General features: G+C 71.2%; 8 protein-coding genes. 6 read left to right on the top strand and 2 right to left on the bottom strand.

The window, feature by feature from the left end:
• The first annotated feature begins 26 nt into the window (after positions 1 to 26).
• From H4W80_RS11865 to H4W80_RS11845, 5 genes are all read left to right on the top strand, one after another.
• Positions 27 to 1,769: a pyruvate dehydrogenase gene (locus H4W80_RS11865; protein ID WP_192785145.1), complete on the top strand. Its 1,743-nt coding sequence runs from the start codon at positions 27 to 29 to the stop codon at positions 1,767 to 1,769.
• A gap of 175 nt (positions 1,770 to 1,944) precedes the next feature.
• Entirely contained in the window at positions 1,945 to 3,681 is a 1,737-nt protein-coding gene (locus H4W80_RS11860) for an NAD-dependent malic enzyme (RefSeq protein WP_192785144.1), read from the top strand.
• Entirely contained in the window at positions 3,678 to 5,138 is a 1,461-nt protein-coding gene (locus H4W80_RS11855; RefSeq protein ID WP_192785143.1) for a class II fumarate hydratase, read from the top strand. The genes H4W80_RS11860 and H4W80_RS11855 overlap by 4 nt, the downstream gene beginning before the upstream one ends.
• A gap of 108 nt (positions 5,139 to 5,246) precedes the next feature.
• Complete coding sequence (locus tag H4W80_RS11850; protein ID WP_192785142.1) at positions 5,247 to 8,708, top strand: CHAT domain-containing protein; 3,462 nt, start codon at positions 5,247 to 5,249, stop codon at positions 8,706 to 8,708.
• A 9-nt stretch (positions 8,709 to 8,717) separates the two neighbouring features.
• The gene (locus tag H4W80_RS11845) at positions 8,718 to 9,191 is read left to right on the top strand and encodes a hypothetical protein (RefSeq protein WP_192785141.1); all 474 of its coding nucleotides are present in this window, start codon (positions 8,718 to 8,720) and stop codon (positions 9,189 to 9,191) included.
• Here the strand turns inward: H4W80_RS11845 and H4W80_RS11840 are convergent.
• A complete protein-coding gene (locus H4W80_RS11840) occupies positions 9,111 to 11,363 on the bottom strand; it encodes a tetratricopeptide repeat protein (RefSeq protein ID WP_192785140.1) in 2,253 nt (750 codons plus the stop codon). The genes H4W80_RS11845 and H4W80_RS11840 overlap by 81 nt on opposite strands.
• A gap of 562 nt (positions 11,364 to 11,925) precedes the next feature.
• Here H4W80_RS11840 and H4W80_RS11835 point away from each other — a divergent pair.
• Entirely contained in the window at positions 11,926 to 12,729 is an 804-nt protein-coding gene (locus tag H4W80_RS11835) for an IS5 family transposase (protein ID WP_192793430.1), read from the top strand.
• A 77-nt stretch (positions 12,730 to 12,806) separates the two neighbouring features.
• On the opposite strand, the gene H4W80_RS11830 is transcribed toward H4W80_RS11835, so the two are convergent.
• A complete protein-coding gene (locus H4W80_RS11830) occupies positions 12,807 to 13,229 on the bottom strand; it encodes a hypothetical protein (RefSeq protein WP_192785139.1) in 423 nt (140 codons plus the stop codon).
• Between the last annotated feature and the right edge of the window lie 157 nt (positions 13,230 to 13,386).

Below are 13,386 nucleotides of genomic sequence, written 5' to 3'. Positions count from 1 at the left end.
GGCCGCAGGGGACAGGGGATGAAGACATGGCGCGGCAAAGCGTTGCTGAGCAGTTCGTCGACGTTCTCTCGCGGGCGGGGGTCAAGCGGTTCTACGGAGTGGTGGGCGACAGCCTCAATCCCGTCACCGACGCCGTGCGCCGCAGTGCCGCGATCGAGTGGGTGCAGGTGCGGCACGAGGAGGCCGGGGCGTTCGCGGCCGGGGCGGAGGCGCAGCTCACCGGGCGGCTCTGCGCGTGCGCCGGGAGCTGCGGGCCGGGCCATCTACATCTGATCAACGGGCTGTACGACGCGCATCGCAGCATGGCGCCCGTGCTGGCGCTGGCCGCGCACATCCCCAGCGCCGAGATCGGCACCTCCTACTTTCAGGAGACGCATCCCGACCGGTTGTTCGCCGAATGCAGCCACTACTCGGAGCTGATCTCTCACCCGGATCAGATGCCCCGGATCCTGCAGACCGCCATCCAGCACGCCATCGGCCGGTCGGGGGTGGCCGTGGTGAGCATGTCGGGGGACATCGCCGGACAGGACGCTCCGGAACGCTCCACCGGGCCGGCGATCGTGACGCGGCGGCCGTCGATCTGCCCGGGACGGGAGGAGATCGCCGAGCTGGCCCGGCTGGTCGATGAGGCCCAGGCGGTCACGCTGTTCTGCGGCAGCGGCAGCGCCCGCGCCCATGACGAGGTGATGGCATTCGCCGAGCGCGTCAAGGCTCCGGTCGGGCACGCGCTGCGCGGCAAGGAGTGGATCCAGTACGACAACCCGTTCGACGTGGGCATGTCCGGGCTGCTCGGCTACGGCGCCGCCTACGAGGCGATGCACGAGGCCGACCTGCTCATCCTGCTCGGGACGGATTTTCCGTACACCGCGTTCCTGCCCGACCACGTGCGCATCGTCCAGGTCGACATCCGGCCCGAGCACCTGGGCCGCCGCTCCAGACTCGACCTGGCCGTCTGGGGCGACGTCGGCGAGACCCTGCGCGCGTTGACCCCGCAGGTACGGGAGAAGAACGACCGCCGCTTCCTGGACCGCATGCTGAAGAAGCACGCCGAGGCCCTGGAGGGAGTGGTGACGGCCTACACCCGCGACGTCGAGCGCCATCGGCCGATCCACCCCGAGTACGCGGCCGCCATCCTGGACGAAGAGGCCGCCGACGACGCCGTCTTCACGGTCGACACCGGCATGTGCACCGTCTGGGCGGCCCGCTACCTGTCCCCGAACGGCCGGCGCCGCCTGATCGGATCGTTCAGCCACGGATCGATGGCCAACGCCATGCCGCAGGCCATCGGCGCCCAGCTCGCCGACCGCGACCGGCAGGTGATCTCCTTGTCGGGTGACGGCGGCTTCTCCATGCTGATGGGCGACTTCCTCACGCTGATCCAGCACGACCTGCCCGTCAAGGTCGTGCTGTTCGACAACTCCGCGCTCGGCATGGTCGATCTGGAGATGATGGTCGCCGGGTACCCGCCGTACGGCACCACCTACCCGCACACCGACTACGCCGCGATCGCCCGTGCGGCCGGAGCGCACGGCGTACGGGTCGACGACCCCGAAGACGTACGGGACGCGCTGCGCGAGACATTGGCGCATGACGGCCCGGCACTGCTGGACCTGGTCACCGACCCCAACGCGATGGCCATGCCCCCGCGCATCACGGGCCGGCAGCTGGCCGGTTTCGCCACCACCACCAGCAAGCTCGTGCTGACCGGCGGCGTGGGCCGCATGATCGACCTGGCCCGCTCCAACCTGCGCAACATCCCACGCCCATAACGGGTCCAGGCGGCTTGCTCGGCGCGTCCGCAATGAGCCCTTTGTTCATATAAGGGATGGTTCTGACTGAAGGTCGGCATCCGCGTCCGTGGCATGGGAAGGCCAGACAGGAGGTGGCAACCGCACCTTTGTCCCGGGCGCTCCGGGCCGGGGCTGCTCAGGAAAGGGGATGACCATGTCGCCGGGAAAGCGGAAGCCGGATCTGCCGAGCCTGATGTTCGCCGAGCAGCCAGACGGAAGCTACGTGACGTCGTTGCGCGGGCTGCAGGTGCTGAGGGAGCCGCTGCTGAACAAGGGCACGGCCTTCTCACCGCAGGAGCGGGCCGAGCTGAGCCTGGAGGGGCTGTTGCCGCCGGTGGTCGAGACCCTGGACGAGCAGACCCGGCGGACGTACACGCAGTACCGGGCACAGCCGACGGACCTGCTCAAGAACATCTACCTGGAGGCGCTGAGAGACCGCAACGAGGTGCTCTACTACCGGCTCCTGAGCGATCACCTGAGCGAGATGCTGCCCATCGTCTACGACCCTACGGTGGCTGAGGCGATCCGAACCTACAGTCACCAGTACCGCCGCCCCAGAGGCGTGTACCTGTCCATTGACGACCCGGACGGGATCGAGCAGGCATTCAGGAACCTGCACCTGGGGCCGGACGACGTCGATCTGATCGTGGCCTCCGACGCGGAGCAGATCCTCGGCATCGGGGACTGGGGGCTGGGCGGCGGCGCCGGGATCGCGACCGGCAAGCTGGCCGTCTACACCGCCGCGGCCGGCATCGACCCGGCCCGCGTGATCCCGGTCGCCCTGGACGTGGGCACCGACAACGAGGCCCTGCTGAACGATCCCGGCTATGTCGGCAACCGGTACGCGCGGGTGCGGGGGCAGCGCTACGACGACTTCATCGACGCCTACGTCACCACGGCCACCCGGATGTTCCCCGGCGCCCTGCTGCACTGGGAGGACTTCGGCCCGTCCAACGCCCGGCGGATCCTGGAGAAGTACACCGAGCGCATCTGCACCTTCAACGACGACATGCAGGGCACCGGCGCGATCGTGCTGGCCGCCATGCTCAGTGCCGTCAAAGTGTCGGGAACGCCGATGCGGGACCAGCGGATCGTCATCTTCGGCGCCGGAACCGCCGGCATCGGCAACGCCGACCAGCTGCGTGATGCGATGATCCGCGACGGCCTGGACCGCGAGGAGGCCATCCGGCGGATCTGGCCGATCGACAAGCAGGGCCTCCTGGTCGACGACATGACCGACCTGCGTGACTTCCAGCAGCCCTACGCCCGTCCGAGGGACGAGGTGGCCGGCTGGACCCGAGGCAGGCATGGCATTTCGCTGGCCGAGGTCGTCGAGCGGGTCAAGCCGACCATGCTGCTGGGCACCTCCACCGCTCACGGCGCGTTCACCGAGAAGATCGTGCGTACCATGGCGGCCGGCGTGGACCGGCCGATCATCTTCCCGATCTCCAACCCGACCGAGCGGATCGAGGCCATGCCCGCCGATCTCATCCGCTGGACCGACGGCCGGGCGCTGATCGCCACCGGCATCCCGGTCGAGCCGATCACTTACAACGGCGTCACCTATGTCATTGCCCAGGCCAACAACGCGCTGCTGTACCCGGGGCTGGGGCTCGGCGTGGTGGTGGCGCGGGCGCGCCGGGTCAGTTCGGGTATGTTGCAGGCGGCCGCCGAAGCCGTCGGCGGCATGGCCGACGTCTCGGCCGCGGGCGCCTCGCTGCTGCCCCAGGTGGAGAATCTGCGCGAGGTCTCGGCCACGGTCGCCGTCGCCGTCGCCGACCGGGCAGCCGAGGAGCACCTGGCCCGCACCACGCTGCGCCACACGGTGCAGCAGGTCCAAGATGCGATGTGGCAGCCGAAGTACCGCTCGATCCACGGGAACGGACGATGAACGCGCCGCAGGTCCGCGAGGTGCCGATCGGGCTGCGGGCCACCGGCACCCGGAGGGAGAGCGACTCCCTCGGCGAGATCGAGGTCCCGGCCGAGCACTACTGGGGTGCCCAGACCCAGCGGTCGCTGATCCACTTCGACATCGGCGACGACCGCATGCCCAAGGCCGTCTACCACGCCTACGGCTACATCAAGAAGGCGGCCGCGATCGTCAACGCCCATGCGGGCCGGATTCCCCGATGGCTGGCCGACGTGATCGTCCAGGTCGCCGACGAGGTCATCCGGGGCGACCTGGACAGCGAGTTCCCGCTGTACGTGTGGCAGACCGGCTCGGGCACCCAGTCGAACATGAACGTCAACGAGGTGATCTCCAACCGGGCGATCCAGCTCGTGGGCGGGACGCTGGGCAGCAAGGACCCCGTCCATCCGAACGACCACGTGAACATGGGCCAGTCGTCCAACGACACCTTCGTCACCGCGATGCACCTCGCCGCCGCCGCGGCGATCGACGACCACGTGCTGCCCGCCGCGACCCGGCTTCGGGAGGCCGCGGCCGGTAAGAGCAGTGAATGGGAGCACGTGGTCAAGATCGGGCGTACCCATCTGGAGGATGCCACGCCGCTGACCGTCGGCCAGGAGTGGTCCGGCTACGCCGCCCAGCTCGGCGACGCCATCGCCCATCTCGAACAGACCCGTACCGGGCTGTACCGGCTGGCGATCGGCGGCACCGCGGTCGGCACCGGGCTGAACGCGCCGCCCGGCTTCGGCCAGGAGATGGCCGCGAAGATCGCCGAGCTCACCCGGCGGCCCTTCACCAGCGCGCCCAACAAGTTCGCCGCCCAGGCCTCCTGCGACGACCTCGTACGGACCTCGGCGGCGCTGCGCGCCCTGGCCGTACCGCTGTTCAAGTTCGCCAACGACCTGCGCTGGCTCGGCTCCGGACCGCGTACCGGCCTGCGTGAACTGATCCTGCCGTCCAACGAGCCGGGCTCGTCGATCATGCCGGGCAAGGTCAACCCCACCCAGGCCGAGGCCATGCTGATGGTCGCCATCCAGGTGGCCGGCAACGACACCGCCGTCTCGATGGCCGGCGGTGAGGGCAACTTCGAGCTGAACGCCTTCCGCCCGGTCATCATCAAGAACGTGCTGCACTCGGCACGCATCCTGGCCGACATGATGGACCACTTCCGCACCTATCTGGTCGAAGGGGCCCGCCTGAACACCGAGACGCTGCACCACAACATCGACCACTCGATCATGATGGTGACCGCGCTCAGTCCCGTCGTCGGTTACGACCAGGCCGCCCGCATTGCCCACTACGCCCTCGACAAGGGCTTGGCGCTCAAGGACGCGGCACTCCAATGCGGCGTAGCCGCGGACCTCTACGACAGGATCGTCGTTCCCGAACGCCTCACCCAACCTGGCGTACCGAGTCCGGACGGCGGTACCCGACGCTGATATTCGAGTCCTGCCCAGAGGAGACGTGCGGCGCGACGCCGCCCGGTCGCGGGCGAGTCACGTCCCCTTCGCCTATGCTGATCCCAGCTTCCGAGGTCAGGTGGGGCCATGCCGCGTGATCTGCTCGAGTTCGAAACCGTATGGGTTTGGCGCGGCCACCACGGAGGCCGTCTCCACACGCTCGTGATCGTCGACGAGCCGCGTCCCATGGACAGCGGCACCCTCACCGCCCTGCTCGACCACGCCGCCGCACAACCCGGCCCCGCCACCGGCACCTGGATCGCGATCCGCGCGCCGGCGCCGCCCGGTGAGGACGACCCCTACGGCCTGTACCCCTTGCCCCAGGGCGACGGCCTGCCGGACGACGAGCTCGTATCGGCCGCACTCGACTTCCTCGACGCCATGGAACCCACCCGCCCGGTGGAGGTGTCAGGACCGTTCAAAGGCAGGAAACGCCAGGCCGCCTACCTCCTGCGCGCCGAGATCGACGCCAAGACCTGGCAGTTCGTGCTGGTCACGCGGGCAGAGCCGCCGCGTGGCCGGCGGCTGCGCCTGCTGTGCCGGCGACTCGCTGACGCCGCCAGGGCTGCGCACGAGCCGGCCATGCTCATCGACACCTGGATCGTCGACGAACGGCTGGCGATCTTCCCCTACCACCGGCCGCCCGGCACCACGGACCGGACGCTGGCCCTGGACGCGGCCAAGGCCCTGACGGCGCGGTTACGCGTCAACGGCCCGTACCGGCTGGCCGGGCTGGACGTCCGGGCTCACCTGATCACCGGCCACTTCGCCCGGGCCACCCACCAGGTCTGCTACCTCGAACCGGACACCGGCGACACCCCGCCCCTCATCGAGTCCGCCGCCCGCTCCCTGTTCCTCAGGGTCCTCGGTGAGGTGCCGGTCACCCAGCCGGAATGGCCGGCCGCGCGGATCTGGGCCGTGTATCCGAACACCGGCGACGTCTGGACCACGCTCGCCGTCCCGCCCGTCTCCCGCCGCGATCCCCGCACGAACGCCGAGGCCGTGCTCTTCCTGTACGGCACGTCGATCGTGCGTTCGCCCACCGTCGAATGGCCCGCCTGGGCGCAGGCCGGCGACCTGCGTAAGTTCGCCCGCGAACACGGCCTGCGGGTGCTGCAGGTCCAGCCGAAGGACGGCCTGCCACGCACTCTCATCATGACCGGACAGGACGACGTCGGCGAGGTCGCCAACGACGTCGCCGAAGCCGACCTCTACCTGCGCGAGACGATCTCGTTCATCGAGGCGGGGCGGCTGCTGCCGGGCTTCCGCTCCTACGTCTACCACCGCTACGTCGGACCGCCGTCCACCGCCGAGGAGACAGGCGCCTCGATCGCCGTCGGGCTGCGCCTGGCGGACCGCCTGCTGGACGAGGACCGCTTCGACCACGCCGAATGGGTGGCCTCCTGGGTCGCCACCCTCGCCGAGCAAGCCGGCAGACACGACGAGGCCCGCGTCGCCCGCCGGATCGCGGCCATGTCCTGCGAGTACCTGGGCTGGGTCGACGAGGCGATCACGCACGTCACCGCCGCGCTCGGCAACCCGGCCGCGTTCGAGCACCCGCTGGTCGAAGACCTTCTCAACATGAGCGCCGGCATCTCCATCACGATCGCCTTCTCCGACCACGAGCCCGAGCACCGCTACCTGTCGCCCTTGGACGAGGAGTCGCGCACGCTGCTGGAGCGGGCCGCGGCCCACCTGGAACGCGCCCGGCAGGGGTACGCGGCCGGCCAGGACGCCGAGGACGCGCGGTCCCTGCGTACGATCGAGCTCTACCGCTGGCGGGTCGCGGACCTGCTCGGCGACCACGCGGGGGCCGCCTCCCACCTGCTCGAGCTGGCCAAGGCCCCGGACCTGGCCCAGGACGAAGCCCTCGCGCACACCGCGGGCTGGTTCATGCTGGCGGCCCTGCGCAAGCTCGCCTACACCGAACCCAGCGCGCTGCACCGCTTCGCCACCGAGATGGGCAGGCACGTGACCCGGTCCCAGGCGTACGGCCTGATCAGCGCCAGCAAGGAGACGCCCGTCCTGGTGATGGCCGGCGACCTGGCCCTGGACATCGGGGAGCCGCAGGACGCCTATGCGATGTTCCGGGCGGCCAGGCAGGGCCAGCAGGCCGGGTACGTCAACCTGATCAGGCCGCCGCGCCCCAGGGAGACGCACGGGGGATGGATGGCCATCGACGTGATCGGCCGGCTGGCGCGCATCGCCACCCGGCATCCCGAAGTGGTGAATGCGCGGCCGCTGGAGGTGCTGCTGGAGATCGAGAACGCCAAGAGCCGCTGGTTCCGCCGCGACCTCGTGCTCGGCCTGCCGAGCCGCCCGCCCGCCGCGCGCGCGGACGCCGGCGAACCGGTCGCCGAGCTGCCCTGGGAGGCGCTCGCCGATCCCCGCGTGGACCTCGCGGAGCGCGCCTGGCAAGGAGAGCAGGACGAGCCGCCGGCCATCGTGGACGAGGAGGCCGTCCGCGCCCTGTGGCGGCGGCTGCCTGAGCGTACGGCGCTGATGTCGTTCTACACGGGCGCGCACGAGACCTTCCTCGCCGTCCTGCGCGACCCCGATGGGCCGCCCGCGATGCTGCGCCTCCCGCTGCCGGCCGGCCGGCTGGAGCGGGTCGTCACCCGCATGCAGGCCTACTTCTCGGCCGCAGGGCTCTTCGGGGCGGTCGACCCGCGAGACCCGGGCCGCCATCACGCCCGTTTCCTGAGCGGCCTGGACGAGGTCGGCGAGTCGCTGGCGGCTGCCCTGCCGTACCTGGAGGACCGCGAGCTGGTGGTGGCCCTGCCGCACCAGCAGTGGCACAACCTGCCGGTGCACGCCCTCCTGCTGCCCCGGCTGTGGCGGCGCGGCCACCGGCCGGGGTGGACGTACGCGCCCAGCCTCGGCATGCTCGACTTCCTCATGTCCAGGTCCGCAGCCCGGGAGGACCCGCGGTTCGTCCGGGCCGGGGTGACCACGGCGCCGATGCCGGGCGACGACCTCGAGGTCATGGGCGGCGCGCACCGCGCGCTCGTACGGGTGCTGAGCGGCTCGTTCCCGAGCGTCCGTGAGACGTTCGGCGAACATGCCACGGTCGAGGCGTTCCAGACGACGACCCGGTCGGTGGTGCTGCACCACCTGCTCGCCCACGGCGCCTTCCACGACACGGCGGACGTGATGCGCTCGGGTTTCGCGCTCAGCTCCGTGCCCGGCGGGCAGGACAGTGCGCTGCTGTCCGGCCGCGATCTCATGGGACAGGGCACCCGGGCCGCCCACGTCACCCTGCAGGCGTGCTCGCTGGGCCGCGGCGTGAGCGCGGCCAGCGACGAGATGTGGGGCCCGACCAGGGCTTTCCTCGCCGCGGGCGCCGACACGGTGGTGGCGCCGCTGTGGGACGTGGACCTGAGCTCCTCCACCCGCGTCCTGGAGGACTTCTACCGGCTCTGGCTGCGGGACGGGGTCCCGAAGTGGCGGGCGCTGGCCGACGCGCAGCACGCGATGTACGACGATCCGGACCGTCCCGAGTGGCGGCATCTCTACCATTGGTCTGCCTTCAAACTGATCGGTTGCTGAGGAGCGCCCATGCCCCCCATCGAGGACCTGAGCGAAGAAGAAGCGGTACGCGTGCTGCAGCACCTCATGACGGCCTTCGACCAGGACGAGGAGCCGGCCACCACCCAGCAGGAGATCGAGGCCAAGACGGGGCGGGACCGCGCCTTCGTGCGTGAGCTGGCCGACGCCCTCGACGTCCAGGTCACCGCCGGCGCGCCCGCTCCCTCGGCGCGGGAACTGCTGGCCGAGCTGGCCGCCCTGCCCGATGTCGCTCCCGAGGTCGAATCCGCCGTCGAGCGGGTACGTCAGCGCAGCACGCTGCCCATCGGCCCGGACACGATCGCCGCGGTGATCGCGATCGGCGCCGCGGTGGCGATCATGCGTCCCCGGATCGAGCTGCGGAGGAAGCGCAAGGACGACGAGCTAAGGTTCGTCGCCGACGTCAGAGGCGTGCCGAACGTCGGCCGGATCGTCCAGATGCTGATCGACCTGCTGAGCAAGTAGGAAGTCCAGCAGCCGCTGCCGATCGCGCAGCATCTTCTCCAGTTGCCCGCCGTACTGCTGCGGCCGTTCGACCGCCAACTGCCGCTGGATGTCCAGCGCAGCCTCGATGTCGGCCTCGGCGGCCGCCGCGTCGCCCAGGTACGCGCCCACCACCGCCTTGTTGAGCAGGGTCGCCGCGATCAGCGGGCGCTGCGCCCGCGCCTGCGCCGGCGCCAGCTCGCCCGCGACCGTGACGGCGCGCCGGGCCATCTCGGCGGCCTGGGTGAGCCGGTCGCTCTCGCGCAGGGTGGCGGACAGGTTGTTGAGGACCAGCAGCAGCTTGGGCAGGAAGGCGGCCGGGTCTTCGCCGGCCTGCCTGCGCCGGATCTCCAGCGCCTGGTACAGCCCGGCCAGGGCCTCCTCGGGGCGTCCCAGCCGCGTCAGCGCGTACGCCTCGTTGGCCAGGGCGCCGGCGAGGTCGGCGTCGTGCTCCCGTGGGCGGGCGCCCGACAGCACGCGCAGGATCGACACCGCCTCCGAAACCGACGCCAGCGCCTCCTCCTCGCGCCCGCGCCGGCCCAGGGCCGCGCTGAGGTTGCTGAGTGAGGCGGCGTAGGCGGCGCGATGGCCCGGGGATCTCCCGGCCAGCGCCCGGTTCAGCTCGACCTCCTCGACGATGGCGGCGTGCGCCTCCTCCTGCCGGCCCAGGCCCATGAGGCAGTTGTAGAGGCTGTTGAGCGCGAGCGCGAGACTTTCACGCTCGCCCGGGATCGACCGGTACAACCGCACCGCGTCGCGCAGGGCGTCCGCGGCCTCGTCGTCGTGGCCGAGCTCGGACAGCCGCTTCCCCTGCAGCCACCGCAGGTCGGCGGCGGAGGTCTGCGCCGCCTCGTCCGCGCCGGCCAGGCCGTTGGTCATCGGCAGCAGGACCGCCAGGGCCGCCTCGTCCAGCGCGGCCGGGCCGGGAAGGAGCTCCGCCAGCGTGGCTCCCGCGCGCAACGGCTCGTCCAGGGCGAGCGCCAGCGCTGCGTCGAGCGTGCCGGTGACGCCGGTGCCGAGCGCCGCCGTCAGCACGTTCTGCAGCCCGGTCAGGTCCTGGCCCAGCACCGCGGCCAGCGCGCGTACGCCCTCGGGGCGGCCCGCGGCGGTCCTGGCCAGAGCGACCAGGGCGCGCCAGGCTCGCCGGTCCGACAGCCTGCGCAGCAGGCGCGCGGCCAGCTCGGGCCGCCGCGTGAGATGGCCGGCGGCCAGGCCGAGCATGAGGTCCTCCGGCCACGCGGGCCGGCCGGCCGCGGGCACCGCCGAAGGCGGGTAGGCCGTCCGTAGCCAGCGCACCAGGTCGCGCCGCTCCTCGCTGTCGGCGTACGCGAGCTCCGGCACGCGCAGCAGCAGCTCGCCCAGCTCCAGGTCGCCGTCACCGAACACCGAGCCGTCCAGCGCGGCGGCCACGGCCAGTACGTCGCGCAGCAGGTCAAGGCCGGGCGCCAGGCCCAGGCCGGCGGCCACCGCCAGCCACCGTTCCTCCTCCAGCCGCAGCAACCCGTCGACGTCGAGGCTCACGTCCCGGCCGTCGGCGAGGAGCGTGGCCAGGGCGGCGGCCTGCACGTCCAGCGGGGTCGCGGCTTCGGACGGCCGCCATGACGGCGCCGGCGACGGCGCGAGGCCCAACTTGGCGGCGATGGCGGCGTGGACCGCGGCGAAGTCCAGCTCCACGGACGGCAGGGTCATGCTTTCCGCCCGTCCGACCAGCGCGAACGCCTCCTGCTCAGGAGAGGTGTGGACCTCTTCCGCCCACGTCGCCCACATCATGGGGAACGACCTGGCCAGCAGCAGCACCCGCGTACCCGGCCTGCCGATCGCGCCGGCCAGCAGGCCGGCCAGGGCGCCGACCTCGTGCGCGTCGGCGTCCTCCACGATCACCAGCGCCGGCCCCTCCGGCTCCGGCGGCCGCGCGCCCGGCCGCGCCCAGACGAACGGCGCTCCAGCGGCGGGCGGGCCGGGCGCGGGAAGCCGGGCGGCCAGCTCGACCGCCAGCCGCGTCTTGCCGGTTCCCGCCGGGCCGGAGACCAGGCGCACCGAGGTGGGGCCGGGCGCGGTCGCCCAGGTCACCAGGTCGTCCAGGACGTCCGTGCCGCCCGCGTAAGGAGCCGCGCGGAGCTCGGGGACGAGCAGGGTCAGGGGTGCGAGCGCCATGGGTAGCCTCCACCGGGCGGGGTGCCGACTCGAGCATGCCAGCTCGCGTCCAGCCGCGGTAGGCCGCCCGCCGACGGCGTCACGCACGTGCTCGCCGGCCGGGTCCTCACCCGTGCCGAGGCTGCGCTCCCAGCGGGGGTGTTCTCCGCCTGCCACCAGCAGCCGGATGCGACGGCCGGCGCGGAGGCGGTGCGGCGTGCGGCGTGTCGGAGTCGTGCGCCAGTTCGAGCCAAGGTGTGCCGACGACCTCGATCGCGTCCGTCAAGGGAGCGCCGGTGAAGGCGAGCACGTCCGCACGCTCAGCCAGGGCGCTGTCGTTCCGGTAACCCCCGCGTTCGCGCAGGCGCGCGTACTGCTGCGTTGCGGCGCGAGAATCGGCGACTGCGCGAGGACGTCGATGTGCTCAAGCGTGCGACGGCTTTCATCGTGAGGGAGACCCGGTGAGCGTGGATCCGTTCACCGAGGCGGAGAAGCAGGGGGGCCACAGCGTCAAGCGGGCGTGTGAGCTGCTGGGAGTCTCCCGTGCCGCCTTTTACTCCCGCCACAGCGTCGCACCGCGGTCCTGGGCCGGTTCGGGCTGGTACGGGCGCGCAAGGACGACTGCACCGGCCGTGGGCGCTGGTCCCGGCGTGGTCTGCCGGAGCGGCTGGCCGGGCGGTTACGCGGCCGGCTGTGGGTCATGGCCGGGCGGGGCGAGCTGCCGACGGCCGGATGCATCGACTCCCAGACGGTCAAGGCAGCCGACACCGTCGAGGCCGCGACCTGCGGCTACGACGCAGGCAAGAAGATCAAGGGACAGAAACGGCACATCGCGGTCGACACGCTCGGGCTGCTGTTGTGCATGATCGTCACCGCCGCCTCCGTCCAAGACCCTGACGGCGCACACCCGTTGCTGGCGCTGCTGACCGAGAAGTACTCCACTATCAATCTGGTGTGGGCCGATGGCGGCTACGCCGGACGGCTGGTCACCTGGGCACGCGACGTGCTGCGCCTGGCCATCACGATCGTCAAGCGCACCGACGACATGGGCGGCTTCGTCGTTCTGCCCCGCAGGTGGGTGGCAGAACGAACGTTGGCCTGGCTGACCCGCTACCGGCGGCTGGTACGGGTCTACGAAAGCAAGCCTGAACACCATGAAGCCGTGATCTGGTGGGCCACCGTGCACCAGATGACCCGCCGCCTGGCCCGTGAACTGGCCGGCCAGCTACCCGCGGGCCGTTGGGCCGACCCGCCGCCGGAACTGGCCGCCCTCCTCGAGATCGAGAACATCAACAGCTTCCGCGTTCAGCTGTTCCAATGGTCGCACCAGGGCTACATCAACAAGATCGGACCAGCCCTCTACGGACCCATCCCCGCAAGCACTTAAGCCTTTGCCACTTGGCGCTTAGACTCAAAACTCTATTACGGGGGACGCTAGGCGCGGCGCGACGTGCGGTCAATGCGTCAGGGCCGTTCCCGCATCCGGCCTTCGCCGTTGACCTCCACCTGCGCGTTCGGGCCGCCCTCGCCGCACTGCGGGCCGTTGGGGAAGCGGCCTTTGGGAGTGACGTCGATGGTGCGGTCGAGCACCTCCTTCCCGGCGGCGTCCGTGAGCCTCAGCCGTACGGTGGCCCATTCCTTGCGCAGCCCCCCGACGTCGCCGAACCCGTACTTGCCGCCCTGGTCGGAGGGGAAGAGCTCCAGCTTGGGCTCGGTGCACCTACCCGCCTGGCACACCTCCAGCTTCGCCGCTACCACCCGGCTGGCGAGCGGGGCGGCGACATCCACCTGGACGCCCACGCGCGTGCCGATCAGCGTGCATCCTTGCTCACCCTGGCAACCGCAGAGGGTCACGGCGAGCGCGAGAACCGCGAGAAATCGAAGCATATCTCTGTAAACGTGTTCCGATCATGACCGGTTCGCGAGCACGCCCTCGCCGGGACATGCTCGCGGTGCCGGCCTTCGGTATGACATCGGCACCCCGGTGAGGCGCAATCGCTGGCGCCCGAGGACGCGGGCGGGTAAACAGACAACCACGGGCTCC

The sequence above is a fragment of the Nonomuraea angiospora genome, assembly GCF_014873145.1.
GTDB classification, from domain to species: Bacteria; Actinomycetota; Actinomycetes; order Streptosporangiales; family Streptosporangiaceae; genus Nonomuraea; species Nonomuraea angiospora.
This window is presented reverse-complemented; position numbering and strand designations above follow the sequence as displayed.

Bases quoted from the DNA above. Each gene is read 5' to 3' on its own strand.
- H4W80_RS11865 (WP_192785145.1), top strand. From the start codon at position 27: ATGGCGCGGCAAAGCGTTGCTGAGCAGTTCGTCGACGTTCTCTCGCGG.
- H4W80_RS11855 (WP_192785143.1), top strand. From the start codon at position 3,678: ATGAACGCGCCGCAGGTCCGCGAGGTGCCGATCGGGCTGCGGGCCACC.
- H4W80_RS11845 (WP_192785141.1), top strand. From the start codon at position 8,718: ATGCCCCCCATCGAGGACCTGAGCGAAGAAGAAGCGGTACGCGTGCTG.
- H4W80_RS11830 (WP_192785139.1), bottom strand. From the start codon at position 13,229: ATGCTTCGATTTCTCGCGGTTCTCGCGCTCGCCGTGACCCTCTGCGGT.
- H4W80_RS11850 (WP_192785142.1), top strand. From the start codon at position 5,247: ATGCCGCGTGATCTGCTCGAGTTCGAAACCGTATGGGTTTGGCGCGGC.
- H4W80_RS11860 (WP_192785144.1), top strand. From the start codon at position 1,945: ATGTCGCCGGGAAAGCGGAAGCCGGATCTGCCGAGCCTGATGTTCGCC.
- H4W80_RS11840 (WP_192785140.1), bottom strand. From the start codon at position 11,363: ATGGCGCTCGCACCCCTGACCCTGCTCGTCCCCGAGCTCCGCGCGGCT.